Source organism: Stenotrophomonas sp. Steno-Z2 (assembly GCF_056393235.1).
Window position 1 is genome coordinate 803,094 of the sequence record NZ_JBWJOY010000001.1, and the last position, 18,713, is coordinate 821,806.

Sequence of the window (18,713 nt, forward strand, 5' to 3'; positions counted from 1 at the left end):
CGCGCCTCCCCGGCCGCCATCGGCCGCCATCGGCCGCCGGGCTGGAGACCCGCCTGCACAGCCGTCCGTTGTCCGCGGACACAGGGCCCCAGGCGGCGGTGTCCGGACAGCGGACACTTTTCTCGATGAAATATCCATACAAATCAACGGGATAAAGTTGGCACGCATCCTGCTTTATCTACCCCTGCAGCCCGGGGTGAATCAAACAATTCATGACTGGAAGCTGAACAAATCAAAGGAAAGCAAAAAATTCCTTGCATCCCGAGATTTGGTGTACTACCTTACTACCACACCACCGTTCACACACACCAAACAGGCCCCGCCATGAACACCAAGTCCTTCGCCATCGCCCTCATCGTCGCCGCCGGCTTCGCCGCCTCCGCGCATGCCTCCAACATCGTCACCCTGGAAACCGTGCAGGTGCGCCCGTCCGCCGACCAGCTGGCCCAGGCCGAACACGAGCGCACCAGCGCCATTCCCACCCTGTCGTCGGTGCAGGTGCGCCCGACCGCCGGCCAGATCGTCGAACTGGCTGCCGAGCAGGCCGCCGCCCAGCTGGCCGCGCATACCCCGGTGGCGATCGGCGCCAGCATCGGCCAGTGGATGGTCTCGCTGCCGGCCATCACCGTTCGCCCGGACGCCCAGCAGGTCAAGGCGCTGGCCGGCGAGCTGGCCGCCGACACCCTGGGCCAGGTCGCCAACGGGATGGTCGCCAAGTGAGTCCTCGTCCCGATCCGGACCTGTCCGTGCCGCATCCGCACGGTGCATGCCCCGCTCCCCCGTCCGTCAACGGCCACGGCGGCGCGGACAGGTTCTAGCGAGACGACCCCGGCGTAAACTGCGCCGATGAGCGTTCCTCCCGTTTTCCATGTACTGCTGTTCCAGCCCGAGATCCCGCCCAACACCGGCAACGTGATCCGGCTCTGCGCCAACACCGGCGCCCGGCTCCACCTGATCGAACCGCTCGGCTTCGACCTCAGCGACAGGCAGCTCAAGCGGGCCGGCCTGGATTACCACGAATACGCGCGCCTGCAGGTCCACCCCGACCTGGACACCGCGCTGGCGCGCATCGCGCCCAACCGCCTGTTCGCCATGAGCACCCGCGCCAGCGTGCGCTACGACACCGTGCGCTTCGCCGACGGCGATGCCTTCCTGTTCGGCCCGGAAACACGCGGCCTGCCGCAGGACCTGCTCGACAGCCTGCCCGCCGGCCAGCGCCTGCGCCTGCCGATGCAGCCGGACAACCGCAGCCTCAACCTCTCCAACTCGGTCGCCGTGGTCGTGTTCGAGGCCTGGCGCCAGCATGGGTTTCCCGGCGGGAACTGAGCTCCGCAGGTGCAGGGGTCGCCGCTGCATTGATGCAGTATGCTCCGCACTCCGCGCGGATCCCTGCGCCAATCACGGAAGAACCATGTTTCGAGCCACTGTTGTTGCAGCCCTGTTTGGAGTGGCCCTGGCCGGCCCGGCCCACGCCTCCACGACGGCGCCAGCCCTGGATACCAGCAAGCCGACAGCCGCGCAGATCCAGCGCATCCATGCCGACCTCGCCGACCACAGGACCTATAGCGAGCTGAGCCAGGGCGACCGCGCCCAGGTCGTCAATGCGCTGTCGCGGATCAGCGGCACGCTCGGCGACGACGCCGTCCTGTCCAGCCTGCACCCGACCGCGCAGGTGGAAGTCGTGAACGACCAGGAGCTGGTCAACACCCTGCTCGCCAAGGCACGTGCGGACAGCCGCCTGGTATGCCGCCGCGAGAAGCTGACCGGCAGCAACCGCGCCCAGACCGTCTGCATGACCGTGGCCGAACGCGATGCCGCGCGCGAGCGCAGTATGGAGGCGATGCGCAAGACCGGCTTCAGCCAGCCCGAAAACCGGCCCTGACGGGTCGCTGCCCGGTTCGCCAGCTCAGCGCTGGCGACCGAGCACTCCCTGCAGTCGCAGTTCCTGCAGACGGATGTCGTCCAGCGACAATATTTCCCGCATCACCTGTTCGGTGTGCTCCCCCAGCACCGGCGCCGCGTGCCCGTAGCGCAGCGGCGTGGCCGAGAACTTCAGCGGGTTGCGCACCATCGCCACGCTGCCGCCACCGGCGTGCGGCAGTTCGATGCGCAGCCCGCGCGCCTGCACCTGCGCATCCTCGAACACCTGGTCGATGCGGTTGACCGGGTTGGCCGGCACCCCCACCTGTTCCAGCGCGGCCAGCCAGTGCGCGGCCGGGCGCGTACGCAGGCGCTGCTGCAGCAGCGGCACCAGCCCGGTGCGGTGCGCCACGCGCGCGGCGTTGGTGGCATAACGTGGATCGGCCGCCAGCTGCGGCTCGCCGATCACCCCGCACAGGCGCACGAACTGCGCGTCGTTGCCGACCGCCAGCATGAAATAGCCGTCGGCCGCGGGCATCACCTGGTACGGCACGATGTTCGGATGCGCGGTGCCCTGCCGGTCCGGCACGACGCCGCCGACCAGCCAGTTCGAGGCCTGGTTGGCCAGCCATGCCACCTGCGTGTCCAGCAGCGCCAGGTCGATGTGCTGGCCCTGGCCGCTGCGTTCGGCATGGCGCAGCGCGGCCAGGATCGCGGTGGCCGCGTACATGCCCGTCATCAGGTCGGTGGCGGCCACGCCTACCTTCTGCGGTCCACCGCCGGGCGTGCCGTCCGGCTCGCCGGTCACGCTCATCAGGCCGCCAATGGCCTGGATCGCCGCGTCGTAGCCGGCGCGCTGCGCGTACGGGCCGTCCTGCCCGTAGCCGGTGATCGAGCAGTACACCAGGGCCGGGTTGAGCGCGCGCAGGCTGGCGTAGTCCAGCCCGTACTTCGCCAGCCCGCCGACCTTGTAGTTCTCCACCAGCACCTGGCACTGCGCGGCCAGCGCGCGGATCAACGCCTGCCCTTCCGGCAGGGTGAAGTCGATGGCGACCGAGCGCTTGCCGCGGTTGGCGCACAGGTAATACGCCGACTCGGTGGTGTCGTGGCCGTCGGCATCCTTCAGGAACGGCGGCCCCCAGCCACGGGTGTCGTCGCCCGCGCCGGGGCGCTCGACCTTGATGACGTCGGCACCGAAGTCGGCCAGCACCTGGGTGGCCCACGGCCCGGCCAGGATGCGCGACAGGTCGAGTACGCGGATTCCTTCGAGCAACATCATCCGACCACCACGCAGCACAGTCCGGGAACACGAAGGTTGCCATGCAGGCACCGGCGATGACACCGCCATGCCCTGCCCGCGGCCGGTGGCTCCGCCCGGCGCGGCCCATCTCCCCTCAGCAATCCTGTTCCGCGGCCTCGCGCCCTTGTTGGCGGATGAGGGCCTCCTCACGGGCGTTGTTGATGGCGTCGCGCACGCCATCCAGGTCGACCGCGCGCAGATCCGGGGTGAATCTACCGGTCAACACGCTGTCCGGCCGCAGGTCACCCGTCTGGAACAGCTCCCACATTTCCTCGCCGTACCAGGTGTCGAACAGCTCCGGCGCCGAACGCCCGAGCCAGGCGGTGAGGTTGTTGACGTCGCGCAGCAGCATCGCGCGGGCGGCATTGTTGCCGCCCGCGCTGACCACCTGCGGAAAATCGATGACCACCGGACCGTCCGCGCCGATCAGCACGTTATAGGGCGACAGGTCGCCGTGGACCAGCCCGCAGCACAGCATCAGCTTGACCTGCTGCACCAGCAGCGCGTGGAACTGCCGGGCCCGCCCGCCATCGAGGTCGACCTCGCCCAGGCGCGCGGCGCTGAAGCCTTCAGCATCGGTGACCAGTTCCATCACCAGCACCCCATGGAAGTAGCCGAACGGCTCGGGAACGCGCACGCCGGCCTGGCGCAGCTGGTACAGGGCATCCACCTCGGTGTTCTTCCACGCCGCTTCCTGCTGCCTGCGGCCGTACCTGCTGGCCTTGCCGATGGCGCGCGCCTCGCGCGAACCACGCACCTTGCGCCCTTCCTGGTACTGCACGCGCTGCTGGAAACTGCGCTGGGCCATGTCCTTGTAGACCTTGGCGCAGCGGATCTCATCGCCGCTGCGGACGACATAGACCGCCGCTTCCTTGCCGCTCTTGAGCGGGCGCAGCACTTCGTCGATGACGCCGTCGTCGACGAGCGCCTGCAACTGCGGGGGTATCTTCATGTCCAGTCAAGGGAAAAGCGGCCGGCATGATCGCATGCAGGCCGCCCTTTGCTCAGAACGCGTTGATGCCGGTCAGCTCGCGGCCGATCACCAGCTGGTGCACGGTCTCGGTGCCTTCATAGGTGATCACCGATTCCAGGTTCAGCGCATGGCGGATGGCGCCGTGCTCGGTGGTGATGCCGGCGCCGCCGAGCAGGTCGCGGCATTCGCGGGCGATGTCGATGGCCAGGCGGCAGTTGTTCCACTTGGCCAGCGATACCTGCTGCGGCTGCATCTGCCCGGCGTCCTTCAGGCGGCCCAGCTGCAGCACCAGCAGCTGGCCGGCGGTGATGCGCCGGGCCATGTCGGCCATCTTGATCTGCGCGCTCTGGGTCGCCGCGACCGGGCGGCCGAACAGGATGCGCTCCTTGGTGTAGGCCAGCACTTCGTCCAGGCAGGCGATGGCCGCGCCGATCGGGCCCCAGGTGATGCCATAGCGGGCCTGGGTCAGGCAGCCCAGCGGGCCCTTCAGTCCCTTCACGTTGGGCAGGCGGTTGGCATCGGGCACGCGCACATTGTCGAAGAACAGCGCGCCGGTCACCGAGGCGCGCAGGCTCATCTTGTGCTTGATCTCCTGGGCGGTGAAGCCCGGCGTGCCCTTCTCGATCACGAAGCCCTGCACGCCGTCGTCGGTGTTGGCCCAGACAATGGCGATGTCGGCCACCGAGCCGTTGGTGATCCACATCTTGGAACCGTTGATCACCCAGTCGCCGCCGTCCTTCACCGCGCGGGTCTTCATGCTGGCCGGGTCCGAACCGCCGTGCGCCTCGGTCAGGCCGAAGCAGCCGATGACCTTGCCGCGCGCCATGTCCGGCAGCCAGCGCATGCGCTGCTCTTCCGAGCCGTAGGCGTAGATGGGATACATGCACAGCGAGCTCTGCACCGAGACGAAGCTGCGCAGGCCCGAGTCGCCGCGCTCCAGCTCCTGGCAGATCAGGCCGTAGCTGACGCCGTTGAGGCCGGCGCCGCCGTACTGCTCCGGCAGCGAGCTGCCCAGCAGGCCCATGTCGGCGATCTCGGGGATCAGTTCGGTGGGGAAGCGGCCCTGGTCGAAGCAGTCGCCGATGATCGGCAGCACGCGCTCGTCGGTGAAGCGGGCCACGGAGTCCTGCACGGCGCGCTCCTCCTCGCTCAGCAGCGAACGCACATCGAACAGGTCGAACGGATTGAGGGTCTTCAAAGTCATTGCTGTCTCGGAAAATGCCGTCACGGCCGGAAGGTTGGACGGATAAGGTAGTCCATCCGTGCCGGGAAGATTGCTGCGGCCGCACGTTGACAGACGCCGGCGGCCAGGCCGGCCGGCGCTCCAGGCGGTTCCACGGGAGGACTGGCGCCCCTGCCCGCCACGGCGCAGCCCAACCAACGGAACAGGCACGGTCGGCGGCCGACGCGGTATGGTGTCGCCCTTTCCGCCCTCCGAAGCCCGCCGATGCCTGCCAATCCGTCCGTTGCCGACCCGGCTCCGCCGTCGCAGAAACTGGAACGCGCGCTCAAACCGCGCCAGCTGATCATGATGGGCCTGGGCAGCGCGATCGGCGCCGGCCTGTTCCTCGGCTCGGGCGTGGGCATCCAGGCCGCCGGCCCGGCGGTGCTGCTGTCCTACCTGGTCGCCGGCACGCTGGTGATCATCATGATGCACGCCATGGGCGAGATGGCCGCGGCGCGGCCGGCCAGCGGCGCATTCTCGGTGTACGCCGCCGACGCGCTGGGCGCCACCGCCGGCGCCACCATCGGCTGGCTGTGGTGGGTGCAGCTGGTGATCGTGATCGCCGCCGAATCGGTGGGCGCGGCCGGCCTGCTGGCGACGCTGTGGCCGCAGCTGTCGGTGCCGCTGACCTCGCTGGCGTTCATGGTGGTGTTCACCGTCATCAACCTGATGGGCGTGCGCAACTACGGCGAGTTCGAGTTCTGGTTCGCCATCCTCAAGGTCGCCGCGATCGTCGCCTTCATCCTGGTCGGCATCGCCCTGCTGTGCGGGCTGCTGCCGGGCGTGGCCTCGCCGGGCCTGTCCAACGTGTTCGACCACGGCGGCTTCGCGCCCAAGGGCCTGGCCGGCGTCGGCGCGGCGCTGCTGGTGGTGGTGTTCGCCTTCGGCGGCACCGAGATCGTGGCGGTGGCCGCGGCCGAGACCCAGGACCCCGAGCGCAGCCTGGCGCGCGCGATCCGCACCGTGGCCTGGCGCATCCTGGTGTTCTACATCGGTTCGATCGGCGTGATCATCGCCGTGGTGCCGTGGACCAGCGAATCGCTGAAGTCGCCGTTCGCCGCGGTGCTGCAGGTCGCCAACATCCCCGGTGCGGCCGCGGCCATCACCCTGATCGCGGTGATCGCCCTGCTGTCGGCGCTCAACGCCAACCTCTACGGCGCCTCGCGCATGATCCACTCGCTGGCCGCGCGCGGCGAAGCACCGCGCTGGCTGGCGCGCGTCAGCCGCAGCCAGGTGCCGGTGCTGGCGGTGCTGGCCAGCGTGCTGTTCGGTTTCGCCGCCACCGTGCTGGAGCTGCTGTACCCGGACCGCGTGCTGCCGGTGCTGCTGAACGTGGTCGGCTCGACCTGCCTGCTGGTGTGGACCATCACCCTGGTCTCGCAGCTGATCCTGCGCCGCCGCGCCGAGCGCCTGGGCACGCCGCTGCCGTTCCGCATGGCCGGCTTCCCGTACCTGACGGTGCTGGCGCTGGCGATCCTGGTGCTGATCTTCGCGCTGCTGCTGTCGGCGCCGGAAACCCGCCTGCAGTTCCTGTCGATGGCCGCGCTCACCGCCGCCATCGCCGTGGTCAGCGGCCTGGCGCGGCGCCTGCGCGGCGGCTGAGCACGCCGCCGGGCCCGGAAATCCGGGCCCGTTCCGCGGCGGGCTTGTATTGGCGCGCGGGTGAGGGCAGGCTCCGCCCAACCGAGGCCCGCCATGCCGACTCCCGATCCCCGCGTCGATGCCTACATCGCCAGCGCCGCCGCCTTCGCGCAGCCGATCCTGCGCGAGATCCGCCAGCGCGTGCACGCCGCCTGCCCCGATGCCGAGGAAGCTATCAAATGGGGCATGCCCGCCTTCCTGCGTCGCGGCAGGCTGCTGTGCGGCATGGCCGCGTTCAAGGCGCATGCCGCGCTGAACCTGTGGTCGCGCGACGGCGGGGACCGCGGCGCCGGCGAGGGCATGGGCCAGTACGGCCGGCTGCTGTCGGTCGCCGACCTGCCCGGCAAACGCGAATTCGCCGCCCAGCTGCGCCAGGCCATGCAGCGCCTCGACGATGGCGCGCCGGCACTCAAGCGCACGCCGCGGCCGCCGCTACCCATGCTGCCGGCCTTCGCGCAGGCGCTGGCCGCGGCACCGCAGGCCAGGGCCACGTTCGACGGCTTCGCGCCCGGCGCCCAGCGCGACTACCTGGAGTGGATCGGCGAGGCCAGGCGCGAAACCACCCGCCAGCAGCGCATCGCCCAGGCCATCGAATGGCTGGAACAGGGCAGGCGCCGCCACTGGAAGCACGAAAGGCATTGACGCCGGCCCCGCCAACGATTCCACTTGCCCCCGAAAGCACGACCCGACTCCCCACGCAACGCCATGACCGACCTCGAAGACCTCATCCAGCGCGCCATCGACCCTTCATCCGTCAAGCTGGAAGGCACCCTCACCAATCCCCCGTCCTTCGGCGTCTACCTGGTCGAGGACACCGACGACGGCAGCCAGCACTACCGCTTCGGCAGCCATCCGGTGCGCATGCAGGAGCTGGAGGACAGGTTCGGCGGCTGCGAGCTGGAATACCTGTTCCTGTCGCGCGAGGACGCCGCGGCGGTGACCTCGGCGCTGAACAAGCGCGAGGAATGACCCCGCCGCCGTAGGAGCGGCTTCAGCCGCGAAAAGGGCATTCCCGGGAAGTCGCTACTGAAATCCCCCCTCCTTCGCTGGAATCGAGGACTGGCGGTACAGCCCCTTTCGCGGCTGAAGCCGCTCCTACGGGGCGCGTGCGACGAATCCGGCTGCGCGCATCGGGCGCCTATCCGATCACCCGCCTGAACGGCGGCAGCGCGTCGATGATGCGTTTGCCGTAGCGGCGCGTGAGCAGCCGCGAATCGAGGATGACCACGCGGCCGGTGTCGGTGGACGTGCGGATCAGGCGCCCGGCGAACTGGGTCAGCGTGCGCAGCGCGTGCGGGATCGCGATCAGGTTGAAGGAATTCAGCCCGCGGCTCTCAAACCACTCGCTCAGCGTCGAGGTCTGCGGATCGGTCGGCACCGCGAACGGCACCTGGGTGATGACCACCGTGGTGCAGGCCTCGCCCGGCAGGTCCAGGCCCTCGCCGAACGAATTGAGCCCGAACAGCACCGAGCCCTCGCCCGCGGCGGTGCGGCGCAGGTGCTCGTCGATCATCTTCTGCTTGGCGCCCTCGCCCTGCACCAGCACCTTTCTGCGCAGCGTGGCGGGCATCAGCTCGGCCACCTTCTCCATCTTCCAGCGCGAGGTGAACAGCACGATGCTGCCCTTGTCCCAGTCCAGCTCCGCGGCGAGGTACTTCGCCACCTCCTTCGGGTGGCGTTCGCGGTCGTCCGGCGTCACCGGGAACGGCGGCACCACCAGCTGCGCCTGGTTGGCCAGGTCGAACGGCGAGGCCAGCGATACCATCTCCGCCTCTTCCGGAATGCCGTTGTCGATGGCCAGCGCCTGGAAATCGCCGCCGCCGGTGAGCGTGGCCGAGGTCATCACCACCGAATCCACCTCGTCCCACAGCAGCTTGCGCAGCACCATCGCCGCCGATACCGGCGAGCAGTGCAGCACGTGCTCGCCGTCGCGGGTCAGGGTGATCCAGCGCGCCATCGGCGGCTGGCCTTCCTTGTCCTCGCGGCGCCAGCCGGCCCACAGGTCGTACTGCTGCTGGATCATCTCCAGCGCCATGCCCAGGCTGCGCTGCAGACGCTCGTGGCCGGCGTCCTCCGGCTTGCCCTTGGCCACCTGCGCGGCGGCCGCCGTGGCCCAGTTGAGCAGGGTGCGGGTCTCGTCGGCCAGTTCTTCGATCGGCTGCTTCCATGCCTCCGGCAGGCGGCCGTTGGCGGCGCGCCACAGCGGCTCGCGCTCGTCCGGCGCCGGCGTCCATACCTGCGCGATGCCGTCGGCGAAGGCCTTGAGCAGCCTGCTGACGCGCGCGGCCGCTTCGATCGCCTCGTTCGGCAGCAGGTTGCCGAGCTTGTCCTTGTCCACCGCGCGGTACGCGCCGGCGATGACGATCTGCAGGCGCCCGGTACGCCGCGCCATGTCCTCCAGCGGCAGGCTGGCCGCGCCCTGGTCGATGGCGACGTTGCCGATGTGGTGGCCTTCGTCCAGTACCAGCAGCATGTCGCCGGGCGGGGCGATCAGCGGCTGGCCGTTGTCGGACTCGCCGATGGACAGCGCCGACAGCAGCAGCGCGTGGTTGGTCACCACGATCTGCGCCTCGCGCACCTCGTTGCGCGCGCGCAGCACCGGGCACTGCGTGGAATAGGCGCAGCGGCGTCCGGCGCAGCCCGAGGCCGGCGTGGTGATGCGCAGGCGCAGGCCGGGCGTGACCGCCTCCGGCGCGTTGTCCAGGTCGCCGTTCCAGCGCCCTTCGGTGAAGGCGCGCATCAGCCTGCCGGCCACGTCCATCTCGATCGGCGCCAGCGGCCGGTCGTAGAGCGGCGCGTCGTCGCCGAACATGCTGTCCTGCGCGCCCTCGCCCTGCGCCTCGGCGGCGTTGCGCGTGCACAGGTAGCGGGTGCGGCCCTTGGCCAGCGCCACCGTGGCCTGCAGGCCGGTGGCCTTGAGGAAGTTGGGAATGTCGCGCTCGACCAGCTGCGACTGCAGCGCCACCGTGCCGGTGCTGACCACCAGCTTCTTCTTCGATGCCAGCGCGATGGGCACGCCGGCGGTCAGGTAGCCCAGGCTCTTGCCGACGCCGGTCGGCGCCTCGACCACGCCCACGCCGCCGGTGGCCAGCGCGCGCGAGACCACCCCGATCATCTGGCTCTGCGAGCGGCGCGTGCTGAAACCGGGGGTATTGGCCTGCAGCTTCGCGTAGGCGTCGCGGATGGCCGCCTTCACTTCCTCGGTCAACGCCCGCGGCGCTTCCACTTTCTCCGTCACGCCGTCCTGCCGCCTGCTACGTTCATGGCCGGCATTTTCCCATACCGGCGCGACACGCGCCCTGCAGGTGCCGGGCTTGCCCGGCACGAGGGCTTCACCGGCGTGGGTTCATGCCCCGCACCCCGGCGGGCATGGGCTCCGGCACGAACATATCGATGCCCGGTCCATCCCCGCAGGCGCCGGGCTCGCCCGGCGCGGGCCTTCACCGGCCCGGCTTCATGCGGGGCAAGCCCCGCATCCATGGCGAGTACATGCCTCCGCATGGCGCTCCGACACACATCACGGAGATCACTGATACACGCCATCACTGCTGGTCGATAGGGTGCCTCCATGTCCAGCCCAAGACTCCGGAAAGGCCACCACTCCACGCAGGGCGCGGTCCATGCCGTCACGGTTGCCACCCGCCACCGGCAGGCGTTGTTCCGGGACGCCTCGCTGGCCGAGATCGTGCGCCAGCAGATGCTGCGCAGCGATCTGGAGGGCTGCAGCCAGACCCACGCCTGGGTAGTGATGCCCGATCACCTGCACTGGTTGTTCACCCTCGACCATGGCGGGCTTTCCGCCTGCCTGCGCCGCTTCAAGTCACGCTCCACGGGGGCCATCAACCAGGTGCGGGGGCAGGGCGGCGCGATCTGGCAGTCCGGCTTCCACGACCATCGCCTGCGCGATGATGAAGACCTGCTGGGACAGGCACGCTACATCGTCGCCAACCCGCTACGGGCCGGGCTGGTAACCGACGTCCGCGAATACCCGCACTGGGGATGCCAATGGATCTCGCGCCATGGGGGACTCGATGACCCGTAGCCGAAGCTCCATGCGGGGCAAGCCCCGCATCCATGGCGGGCATGGGCTGCCTGCGCATGGAGCGCTCCGGCACAACCGGCCTGGAATCCTGCAGGTGCCGGGCTCGCCCGGGATGGCTTCACCGGCACGGTTCATGCGGAGCAGGTCCCACATCCTCGGCGGGCATGGCCCCCGTACGAAACATCGCGACACACGCCCCTCGGTGCCGGGCTCGCCCGGCACCGGTCCGCGCCAACCCGGGCGCGGCTCAGGCTTTCGCCTGACTACGCAGCGCCCTGGCCAGCGCCCAGGCCAGCAGCACGAAACCGACCGCTTCCAGCAGCGACAGCGCGAAATGGCCGATGCCCAGCCAGGTATTGAGCCCGACGACGCGGTCGAAATTGCCGGCGGCGATCAGCAGCAGCGGCAGCACCGCCAGCACCGCGCCGAGCAGCGTGGTCGCCATCAGGATCGCCAGCGCCCACAGCGCGGCGCTGCGCGCCATCGCCTTCGGCGCGCCCAGCAGCAGCACCAGCGCCACGCCCAGCGCGATCATCACCGGCAGGCGGTAACCGACCGATACCAGCAGCGAGCTGAGCAGTTGCGCCTGGTCCATGCCGCTCAGTCCGCGGTGACCAGGGTGGCGGCGCGTTCGCGCAGCCCGGCGTAGACCGCGTCGGTTTCGGGCCGCACGCCATGCCATTGCTGGAAACTTTCGGCGGCCTGCTCGACCAGCATGCCGAGGCCGTCGAAGTAGTTGCGGCAGCCGGCCGCGCGCGCCCACGCCAGGAACGGGATCGCCGCCTCGCCATAGTTCAGGTCCACCGCCGTGGTCAGGCTGTTGACCAGCGACAGCGGCAGGCTGAAGGGCGCGCCGTCGCTGCGCCCGGCGGAGGTGGCATTGATGATCAGCTCGAAATCGCCCTGCTCGCGCAGCGCATCCCAGTACGCCGAGATGGCGCGGCCTGGTTCGCTCATCGCATCGACCAGGGCGTCGGCGCGTTCGGGCGTGCGGTTGGCCACGACCAGTTCCAGGATGCCGGCGTCGAGCAGCGCCGGTGCCACGCCGCGCGCGGCGCCGCCAGCACCGAGCAGCAGCACACGGCGGCCGCGCAGGTCCAGGCCGTGGCGGCCGGTGAGGTCGCGTACCAGGCCGATGCCGTCGGTGTTGTCGCCATGCCAGCGCGCGCCCTTGCGCAGCAGGGTGTTGACCGCGCCGGCGCGCTGCGCACGCGAGGTGGTGGTGGCGCACAGCGCGAACGCCGCTTCCTTGTGCGGCAGGGTCACGTTGGCGCCCACGCCGCCGTCGGCGGCGAAGGCTTCCAGCGCCGCGGCGAAATCCTGCGGCGAAGCCTCGATGGCGCGGTAGTCGATCTCGATCCCCTGCGCCCTGCCGAAGGCGGCCTGGATGCGCGGCGACTGCGAGTGGGCGATGGGCTGGCCAAAGACGGCGTAGCGGGCGGCGCTCATGATGATCCTCTGCATGACCTAGACTGGCGCGATCCCTGGCTTGCGGAACCCTCCATGCGGACCCGATCGCTGCTGCTCGCGCTGTCTGCGAGTCTACTCTTTGCGCCGCGGGTGACGGCACTGGCCGAGTTCGGCATCGAAGGCATCGGCGTGGTCTCCACCCGCGCCGACGAACTGCGCGCCACGCGCTCGGCCGACGGCCGGCGCCTGGTCTGGGCCAGCAACCGCGACGGCGGCGCCGGCGGCTGGGACCTGTGGCAGGCCACGTGGCAGGACCCGCGCTGGACCGAACCGCGCCCGCTGCCGCTCGCTACCGCGGCCGATGAGGTCGATCCGTTCCTCAGCGCCGACGGCCGCTGGCTGTACTTCGCCTCCAACCGCAGCGGCGGCCACGGCGGCTTCGACCTGTACCGCGCGGGGCTGCTGGACGATGGCGGCTTCGGTCCGGCGCAGAACCTGGGCCCGGCGATCAACGGCGCCGACGACGAACGCTCGCCCGCCCTGCGCGAGGACGACGGCAGCCTGCTGCTGGCCAGCAACCGCGCCGGCGGGGCCGGCGGCTGGGACCTGTGGAGCGCGCGCCGCGACGGCGACGGTTTCGCCGCGCCGCGGCCGATGACCGGCATCAACGGCGCGGGCGACGAACTGGACGGCGCCTGGCTGGCCGGTGGACGCGCGCTGGTGTTCGCGCGCGGCAATGGCGGCGGTGGCGCGCAGCTGCAGCTGTCGCATTGCCGCAACGGCCAATGGAGCGCCGCCGAACCGTTGGCGCTGTCCTTCAACACCGCCGACGGCGACACCCGCGCCGCGCTGCCCGACGCCAGCACGCCGGGCGAACTGCTGGTCAGCGGCCACGCGCGCGCGCCGCGCGCCGGCGGTTTCGACCTGTACCGGATGCGTGCGCCGGCCAGCGACGGCGGCGGCGATTGCCGCTAGGCGAATGCGCCCACCGCCACGTGCATGGCGCGCGGTGGTGCGCGTCGAGCAAGGTTTCATGCGGGGCGGGCCCCGCATCTACGCTCGGCTGTCGTCGCCCGGGGCCGGCTTGCCGGCGAGCACTTCGGCACGGCGCCGTTCGTAGTCGACCTCGCTGATCCGGCCGGCCTCCCGCAGGCCTGCCAGCTCGCGCAGCCGCGCCTCGATCTCCGGCGGCTGCGGCGACTGCCGCTGCAGGCGCTGCGCGGCCGACGGCAGTTCCGGCGGACGCCGCGCGGCGCGCAGCACGGCGGCGATCACCAGCCCGATCACCAGCGCGAACGCGATCACGCCGACCACCCACACCCCCCACTGCCAGGGCTGCATGCCGGGTGCGTCCATCTCAGCCTTCCCGCAGCCAGCGCGCGATCTGCGGCGCGTAGTAGGTCAGCACGCCGTCGGCGCCGGCGCGCTTGAAGCCGATCATGGCCTCCATCACGCAGCGGCGCTCGTCCAGCCAGCCGTTGGCGGCGGCCGCCTTGAGCATCGCGTACTCGCCGCTGACGTGGTAGGCGAAGGTCGGCACGCCGAACTCCTGCTTCACCCGGTACACCACGTCCAGGTACGGCATGCCCGGCTTGACCATCACCATGTCCGCGCCTTCCTCCAGGTCCAGCGCGATCTCGCGCAGCGCCTCGTCGCTGTTGGCCGGGTCCATCTGGTAGGTGTGCTTGTCGGCCTTGCCGAGGTTGCCGGCGCTGCCCAGCGCGTCGCGGAACGGGCCGTAGAACGCCGAGGCGTACTTGGCCGAATAGGCCATGATGCGCGTGTTGATGTGGCCGGCGTCGTCCAGCGCCTGGCGGATCGCGCCGATGCGCCCGTCCATCATGTCCGAGGGCGAGACGATGTCCACGCCGGCCTCGGCATGCGACAGCGACTGCTTCACCAGCGCATCGACGGTGACGTCGTTGAGCACGTAGCCGCGCTCGTCGATGATGCCGTCCTGGCCGTGCACGGTGAACGGGTCCAGCGCCACGTCGGTCATCACCCCCAGTTCGGGGAAGCGCTGCTTGAGCGCGCGCACCGCACGCTGCGCCAGCCCGTCCGGGTTCCAGGCCTCGGCGGCATCGAGCGACTTGCACGACGGATCGACCACCGGGAACAGGTCGATCACCGGCACGCCCAGTTCCAGCGCCTGCTCGGCCTCGCGCAGCAGCTCGTCGATGGACAAGCGCTCCACGCCCGGCATCGACGCCACCGGCGCGCGCCCGGCCAGTTCGTGCACGAACACCGGCCAGATCAGGTCGTCGGCGGTGAAGGTGTTCTCGCGCATCAGCCGGCGCGAGAAGGCGTCGTGGCGCATGCGGCGCGGGCGGTAGCGGGGATGGAACATGGCGGTACTCCGGATACGGGGGAATGGCTTATTGCAGCAGGTAGCCCTGCGGTTGCAGCGGTTCGGGCAGCGGGCGTTCGCCCAGCGCGTCGAGCACGTCGATCTCGACGGTGCGCACCATCGCGTCCAGTGGCAGGTCGTTGGGTTCCAGGCCGAAGGGCTCTTCCAGCTCCTCGCCCAGCTGGTCCAGGCCGAAGAACGCGTAGGCCAGCAGCATCGACACCACCGGGGTGGCCCAGCCCAGCGCGCCGGCCAGGCCGAACGGCAGCAGCACGCAGAACAGCCACGCGCAGCGGTGCAGCAGCAGGGTGTAGGCGAACGGCAGCGGCGTGCCGGCGATGCGCTCGCAGGCCGCCTGCACCGTGGACAGGGCGTGCAGGCGTTCCTCGAACCGGGCGTACAGATAGGGATCGAGCCGGCCCGTGCGCAGTGGCACGGCCAGTTCGGCGGCGACCAGCGCCAGCAGGCCATCGGGAATGTTCCGCCGCTGCAGCGCGGCCTGCTGGTCCGGCGCCAGCCATGGCGCGGCCGCGGCGGCCTCGTCGCGGCCGCGCAGGCGCGCGGCCAGCGCGTGGGCGAACCCGATCAGCAACCGCGACACGCGCCGGCGCAGCGGCGCGTCGTCGGCCAGCAGCGCATTGGCCTGGCGCACGAAGCTGCGCGCCTCGATCAGCAGCTGGCCCCACAGCTTGCGGCCTTCCCACCAGCGCTCGTGGCAGGCGTTGTTGCGGAAGCTCAGGAAGATCGACAGCACCAGCCCCAGCAGGGTGAACGGCGCCACCGCCAGGCCATCGGCGGCGAAGGGATGATGCAGCTTGGCGAACAGGGCCACGGCCACCGCCAGCACGCCGATCGCCAGCACCCGCGGCGCGATGGCCGGCACGATCGAACCGCGCAGGATGTACAGCAGCTGCCAGCCGCGGGGGCGGGGTCGGATGATCATCGGGGGGTGGTCGCGCCTGCTGCGGGCCCTGTGCGCCGGACCCGTCTGCCGGCAGGGCCCGCCATTCTACGCCTGCCGGTCAGATGAAGCCGCCGCCCAGGCCCAGGCGGATCACCCCGACCACGATCACGGCCACGTTCAGCAGAAGCCCGGCCTTGGCCCGGCCACGGTTGCCGGCGCGGGTGAACAGCAGGCCGACGGCGGCGATGATCGCGCCGACCGCGGCGAACGGGATCAGGAACCAGTTGCCCCAGCCCAGCAGCGGGATGAAGGCCAATACCATCCACAACAGCGCCACGATGCCCCAGATCAGGCTGATCAGTCCCATGTCCTTTCCTCCGCGGGTAAGTGCGCGCAAGATAGCCCGGAAACGGCCGCGATCAAGCGTTCGCCCGGTTCGCGGCCGATTCACGCACGGGCGCCGATGATCCACCCGACACCCACCGGGGAGTGAAACCATGAAATTCCCGTTCGCCATCGCGTTGGGCATCGCCCTGGCCGCAGGCGGCTGCGCCAGCACCTCCAGGGTCATGCTGGGCCAGGCGCGCGCGCCGGTCGACCCGGCCAGCGTGCAGATCTATTCCACGCCGCCGGCCGGCTCGGTGGAGATCGCCCAGCTGGAAGCCTCCAGCGCGGTCGGCTTCGGCACCCAGGGCCAGACCGACGCGGCCATTGCCCGGCTCAAGCGCGAGGCGGCGGCGCTCGGCGCCAATGGCGTGATCCTGATGGGCGTGGGCGCCGGCCGCTCGCCGGTGGGCATGTCGGTGGGCGCCGGCAGTTTCGGCCGGCATACCGGCGGCGGCCTGAGCATGGGCATCCCCACCGAGCAGAAGCGCGCCGCGGGCGTGGCGATCTGGGTGCCGCCGGGCGCGGGCAAGTAGCGAAGCCGGCAAGGCAGAAGCGGCTCCAGCGGCGGGCACTGCGCGCTGGATTCCCACGGCTGATGCGTTTCATTGCTGCGTGTCGTGGTGCCCCTGCGGAAACGCGCATCGCAATGACGGGACGTTGTCGGGGCTTCAACCTCCGCGTGTTTCGCGGCTGAAGCCGCTCCTACGAGAATCAGCTTTGGTTCCGGTATCCACAGGGCCCCGCTGCGGGAGGAATCCAGGCCCAGCCAGAGCCGGAAGGGCGCCTCGCGGCGCCCTTTCTTCCTATCGGCGCTGGGCCGGGATGAATACCTCATCGACCGCGGCGGCCAGCTGGTCCGGCGGCAGCAGGCCCTGGTCGAGCAGGAAGTTGTTGAAGGCCAGGCGGTCGAACCGGTCGCCCAGCGCCAGTTCGGTGCGCATGCGCAGTTCCATGATCCGGGTGTAGCCGTAGAAGTAGCTGCAGGCCTGGCCGGGCGAACGCACGGTGTAGCGGTCCAGTTCCTGGGTGGCCATGGCCTCGGACAGGCCGACGCCATCCACCAGCACCCTGCGCGCCTGTTCGCGGTCGGTCAGGCCGAGGTTGAGCATCGGGTCGAGCATGGCGCGGGCGGCGCGCAGCAGGCGGAACTGCAGGGCGATCATCTGCCCGTCCAGCGGTTCGAACGGCACCAGTTCGGCCTCGGCGTACAGCGCCCAGCCTTCGACGTTGACCGAATTGAACGCGAACAGCGTGCGCGCCAGCGAGATGCCGCGCTCGACCATCGCCGCGAACTGCAGGTCGTGGCCCGGGCGGCCCTCGTGCGCGCTCAGCGTCCATGCCGCCGAGCCGAAGTTGAAGTCGTCGTACTGCGCCTTGCCGCCCGAGGCCGGGTTGCCCAGCGGCAGCACGAAGGTGCCCTGCTGGCCGCTGTTGCCGACCAGCGGCGGCGGCAGGTAGTGCGGCGCCGGCGATGCGGCGCTTTCGGCCTCGCTGCCCAGGCGCATCTGCAGCGGCCGCTGCGGCACGTCGACGATGCGCTGCTGGCGGATGATCGGGTCGATGGCATCGATGACGCCGCGGTAGTGCGCCTGGAGCCGGTCGTCGCCGATCTTGTCCTGCTTCAGCGCGCGGATGACGGCCGCGTAGTCGTTCGCGTCCTCCACCCTGAGGCCCTTGGCCTGCACCACCAGCGGCGCCAGCTGGCGCATCATCGCGCGGGTTTCCATGTACTCCAGCTGGGCGCGCTGCATCAGCAGCGCCGGGTCGACGTCCACGCCCACCTTCCTGAGCTGGAACGCATACAGCTCCGGCGGCAGGCGCGTGTCGGCGCGCGCCTGCGGCAGCACCTCCTGCCGCGTCCAGGCGATGTAGTCCTTCATCTGCGTGGACAGCGTGGCCAGCGCCGCGTCGGCGCCCTTGATGTCGTATTTCGCGAACAGCTTGCCGATGCCGGCGATGTAGGTATCGACGTTGGCCAGCGCCTGCTCGACCTCGATCTTGGTCGGCTGCAGCAGCCCCGGCACGCCGCTCTTCCCGGCGTAGCGCTGCCGCGCCAGCGTGGCCAGCGGCTGCGTGCCCGGCGCCTGGCCGATATAGGCCTTGAGCCGGTCCAGTGCGCGGGCGCGGCGTTCCGGCGCGACCTGGTCGGAAAGCAGGCCGTTGAGCCCGCCGAACACGGCCTGCGGCACGTCCACCCACGGCATCAGGTGCTGCTCCTCGAGCCGGCTGCCCTCGATGTTGCGCTCGGCCGCGGCGATCATGATCTCCAGGTCCTGGCGCACATTGGGGTCGCGTTCGAGCTGGAGCTTTTCGCGCAGCTGCGCGCGTGCCTGCTCCAGCGCGGCGCGGTAGCGCGCGGCGTTGTCCGGGCCCAGGTCGACGACCTTGTCGTCATAACCCGGCACGCCGAAGAAGCTGGCCGTTTCCGGCTGGAACGGTGCCTGCGCGCGCAGCAGGATCTGCGCCAGCTCGTTGCTGTGCGCTACCCAGGCCGGCGCGGCGGGAGCGCTGCCGGCGGGAGGCGCGGCGGCCGCGGCCAGCGGCAGCGGCGCGACCAGGGCAAGGGCGACAGCGAGGACGATGGGCTTCATGCGCGCGGCTCCAGGAGGCGGAGCCGTGACCCT

General features: G+C 70.4%; 20 protein-coding genes. 9 read left to right on the forward strand and 11 right to left on the reverse strand.

Features of this window, described 5'->3' with window-relative positions; all coding sequences use genetic code 11:
- Positions 1-324: 324 nt before the first annotated feature.
- The 3 genes from AC06FP_RS03580 to AC06FP_RS03590 all read left to right on the forward strand — a co-directional run bounded on the left by AC06FP_RS03580 (position 325) and on the right by AC06FP_RS03590 (position 1,882).
- Positions 325-720, forward strand: a complete 396-nt coding sequence (locus tag AC06FP_RS03580) for a hypothetical protein (RefSeq protein ID WP_456117400.1) — start codon at positions 325-327, stop codon at positions 718-720.
- Between the two features lie 126 nt (positions 721-846).
- Positions 847-1,326 (forward strand): tRNA (cytidine(34)-2'-O)-methyltransferase, encoded by a 480-nt coding sequence (locus AC06FP_RS03585; protein ID WP_456117401.1) that lies wholly within the window; start codon positions 847-849, stop codon positions 1,324-1,326.
- Between the two features lie 85 nt (positions 1,327-1,411).
- Positions 1,412-1,882, forward strand: coding sequence for a hypothetical protein (locus AC06FP_RS03590; protein WP_478074513.1), 471 nt, complete (start codon positions 1,412-1,414; stop codon positions 1,880-1,882).
- 24 nt (positions 1,883-1,906) lie between these two features.
- Here the strand turns inward: AC06FP_RS03590 and AC06FP_RS03595 are convergent, their stop codons facing one another.
- From AC06FP_RS03595 to AC06FP_RS03605, 3 genes are all read right to left on the reverse strand, one after another.
- Positions 1,907-3,136 carry a CaiB/BaiF CoA transferase family protein gene (locus AC06FP_RS03595; RefSeq protein WP_478074514.1) on the reverse strand — a complete coding sequence of 410 codons (1,230 nt, stop codon included), beginning with the start codon at positions 3,134-3,136 and terminating at the stop codon, positions 1,907-1,909.
- Between the two features lie 118 nt (positions 3,137-3,254).
- Positions 3,255-4,112, reverse strand: coding sequence for a PA4780 family RIO1-like protein kinase (locus tag AC06FP_RS03600; protein WP_478074515.1), 858 nt, complete (start codon positions 4,110-4,112; stop codon positions 3,255-3,257).
- Between the two features lie 52 nt (positions 4,113-4,164).
- Positions 4,165-5,337 carry an acyl-CoA dehydrogenase family protein gene (locus AC06FP_RS03605; RefSeq protein WP_456117405.1) on the reverse strand — a complete coding sequence of 391 codons (1,173 nt, stop codon included), beginning with the start codon at positions 5,335-5,337 and terminating at the stop codon, positions 4,165-4,167.
- A gap of 243 nt (positions 5,338-5,580) precedes the next feature.
- Here AC06FP_RS03605 and AC06FP_RS03610 point away from each other — a divergent pair, with 243 nt between their 5' ends.
- The 3 genes from AC06FP_RS03610 to AC06FP_RS03620 all read left to right on the forward strand — a co-directional run bounded on the left by AC06FP_RS03610 (position 5,581) and on the right by AC06FP_RS03620 (position 7,968).
- Positions 5,581-6,960 (forward strand): amino acid permease, encoded by a 1,380-nt coding sequence (locus AC06FP_RS03610; RefSeq protein ID WP_478074516.1) that lies wholly within the window; start codon positions 5,581-5,583, stop codon positions 6,958-6,960.
- Between the two features lie 93 nt (positions 6,961-7,053).
- A complete protein-coding gene (locus tag AC06FP_RS03615) occupies positions 7,054-7,641 on the forward strand; it encodes a YdeI/OmpD-associated family protein (RefSeq protein WP_478074517.1) in 588 nt (195 codons plus the stop codon).
- Positions 7,642-7,704: 63 nt separating this feature from the next.
- Positions 7,705-7,968: a hypothetical protein gene (locus AC06FP_RS03620; protein WP_433852880.1), complete on the forward strand. Its 264-nt coding sequence runs from the start codon at positions 7,705-7,707 to the stop codon at positions 7,966-7,968.
- 169 nt (positions 7,969-8,137) lie between these two features.
- On the opposite strand, the gene dinG is transcribed toward AC06FP_RS03620, so the two are convergent.
- Positions 8,138-10,237, reverse strand: a complete 2,100-nt coding sequence (dinG, locus tag AC06FP_RS03625; RefSeq protein ID WP_478074518.1) for an ATP-dependent DNA helicase DinG — start codon at positions 10,235-10,237, stop codon at positions 8,138-8,140.
- A 330-nt stretch (positions 10,238-10,567) separates the two neighbouring features.
- Between dinG and AC06FP_RS03630 the strand changes: the two genes are divergently transcribed.
- Positions 10,568-11,041, forward strand: coding sequence for an REP-associated tyrosine transposase (locus AC06FP_RS03630; RefSeq protein ID WP_478074519.1), 474 nt, complete (start codon positions 10,568-10,570; stop codon positions 11,039-11,041).
- A gap of 247 nt (positions 11,042-11,288) precedes the next feature.
- Here AC06FP_RS03630 and AC06FP_RS03635 read toward each other — a convergent pair whose 3' ends face one another.
- Together AC06FP_RS03635 and aroE are read right to left on the reverse strand one after the other, a co-directional pair.
- Entirely contained in the window at positions 11,289-11,636 is a 348-nt protein-coding gene (locus AC06FP_RS03635) for a hypothetical protein (RefSeq protein ID WP_478074520.1), read from the reverse strand.
- A 5-nt stretch (positions 11,637-11,641) separates the two neighbouring features.
- A complete protein-coding gene (gene aroE, locus AC06FP_RS03640; protein ID WP_478074521.1) occupies positions 11,642-12,490 on the reverse strand; it encodes a shikimate dehydrogenase in 849 nt (282 codons plus the stop codon).
- A 54-nt stretch (positions 12,491-12,544) separates the two neighbouring features.
- Between aroE and AC06FP_RS03645 the strand changes: the two genes are divergently transcribed.
- On the forward strand, positions 12,545-13,426 hold the full coding sequence (locus tag AC06FP_RS03645) for a TolB family protein (RefSeq protein WP_478074522.1): 882 nt from the start codon (positions 12,545-12,547) through the stop codon (positions 13,424-13,426).
- Positions 13,427-13,504: 78 nt separating this feature from the next.
- Here the strand turns inward: AC06FP_RS03645 and AC06FP_RS03650 are convergent, their stop codons facing one another.
- From AC06FP_RS03650 to AC06FP_RS03665, 4 genes are all read right to left on the reverse strand, one after another.
- Positions 13,505-13,807 carry an SHOCT domain-containing protein gene (locus tag AC06FP_RS03650; protein ID WP_478074523.1) on the reverse strand — a complete coding sequence of 101 codons (303 nt, stop codon included), beginning with the start codon at positions 13,805-13,807 and terminating at the stop codon, positions 13,505-13,507.
- A gap of 1 nt (position 13,808) precedes the next feature.
- A complete protein-coding gene (gene hemB / locus AC06FP_RS03655; protein WP_478074524.1) occupies positions 13,809-14,798 on the reverse strand; it encodes a porphobilinogen synthase in 990 nt (329 codons plus the stop codon).
- Between the two features lie 28 nt (positions 14,799-14,826).
- Positions 14,827-15,741, reverse strand: coding sequence for a bestrophin family protein (locus AC06FP_RS03660; protein ID WP_478074525.1), 915 nt, complete (start codon positions 15,739-15,741; stop codon positions 14,827-14,829).
- 79 nt (positions 15,742-15,820) lie between these two features.
- On the reverse strand, positions 15,821-16,063 hold the full coding sequence (locus AC06FP_RS03665; RefSeq protein ID WP_456119495.1) for a hypothetical protein: 243 nt from the start codon (positions 16,061-16,063) through the stop codon (positions 15,821-15,823).
- 136 nt (positions 16,064-16,199) lie between these two features.
- Between AC06FP_RS03665 and AC06FP_RS03670 the strand changes: the two genes are divergently transcribed.
- Positions 16,200-16,622: a hypothetical protein gene (locus AC06FP_RS03670; RefSeq protein WP_478074526.1), complete on the forward strand. Its 423-nt coding sequence runs from the start codon at positions 16,200-16,202 to the stop codon at positions 16,620-16,622.
- Between the two features lie 270 nt (positions 16,623-16,892).
- On the opposite strand, the gene AC06FP_RS03675 is transcribed toward AC06FP_RS03670, so the two are convergent.
- A complete protein-coding gene (locus AC06FP_RS03675; RefSeq protein WP_478074527.1) occupies positions 16,893-18,680 on the reverse strand; it encodes a DUF885 domain-containing protein in 1,788 nt (595 codons plus the stop codon).
- Between the last annotated feature and the right edge of the window lie 33 nt (positions 18,681-18,713).

Coding starts and splice junctions, on each gene's coding strand:
- AC06FP_RS03580 (WP_456117400.1), top strand. CDS start 325: ATGAACACCAAGTCCTTCGCCATCGCCCTCATCGTCGCCGCCGGCTTC.
- AC06FP_RS03585 (WP_456117401.1), top strand. CDS start 847: ATGAGCGTTCCTCCCGTTTTCCATGTACTGCTGTTCCAGCCCGAGATC.
- AC06FP_RS03590 (WP_478074513.1), top strand. CDS start 1,412: ATGTTTCGAGCCACTGTTGTTGCAGCCCTGTTTGGAGTGGCCCTGGCC.
- AC06FP_RS03595 (WP_478074514.1), bottom strand. CDS start 3,136: ATGTTGCTCGAAGGAATCCGCGTACTCGACCTGTCGCGCATCCTGGCC.
- AC06FP_RS03600 (WP_478074515.1), bottom strand. CDS start 4,112: ATGAAGATACCCCCGCAGTTGCAGGCGCTCGTCGACGACGGCGTCATC.
- AC06FP_RS03605 (WP_456117405.1), bottom strand. CDS start 5,337: ATGACTTTGAAGACCCTCAATCCGTTCGACCTGTTCGATGTGCGTTCG.
- AC06FP_RS03610 (WP_478074516.1), top strand. CDS start 5,581: ATGCCTGCCAATCCGTCCGTTGCCGACCCGGCTCCGCCGTCGCAGAAA.
- AC06FP_RS03615 (WP_478074517.1), top strand. CDS start 7,054: ATGCCGACTCCCGATCCCCGCGTCGATGCCTACATCGCCAGCGCCGCC.
- AC06FP_RS03620 (WP_433852880.1), top strand. CDS start 7,705: ATGACCGACCTCGAAGACCTCATCCAGCGCGCCATCGACCCTTCATCC.
- AC06FP_RS03630 (WP_478074519.1), top strand. CDS start 10,568: ATGTCCAGCCCAAGACTCCGGAAAGGCCACCACTCCACGCAGGGCGCG.
- AC06FP_RS03635 (WP_478074520.1), bottom strand. CDS start 11,636: ATGGACCAGGCGCAACTGCTCAGCTCGCTGCTGGTATCGGTCGGTTAC.
- aroE (WP_478074521.1), bottom strand. CDS start 12,490: ATGAGCGCCGCCCGCTACGCCGTCTTTGGCCAGCCCATCGCCCACTCG.
- AC06FP_RS03645 (WP_478074522.1), top strand. CDS start 12,545: ATGCGGACCCGATCGCTGCTGCTCGCGCTGTCTGCGAGTCTACTCTTT.
- AC06FP_RS03650 (WP_478074523.1), bottom strand. CDS start 13,807: ATGGACGCACCCGGCATGCAGCCCTGGCAGTGGGGGGTGTGGGTGGTC.
- hemB (WP_478074524.1), bottom strand. CDS start 14,798: ATGTTCCATCCCCGCTACCGCCCGCGCCGCATGCGCCACGACGCCTTC.
- AC06FP_RS03660 (WP_478074525.1), bottom strand. CDS start 15,741: ATGATCATCCGACCCCGCCCCCGCGGCTGGCAGCTGCTGTACATCCTG.
- AC06FP_RS03670 (WP_478074526.1), top strand. CDS start 16,200: ATGAAATTCCCGTTCGCCATCGCGTTGGGCATCGCCCTGGCCGCAGGC.
- AC06FP_RS03675 (WP_478074527.1), bottom strand. CDS start 18,680: ATGAAGCCCATCGTCCTCGCTGTCGCCCTTGCCCTGGTCGCGCCGCTG.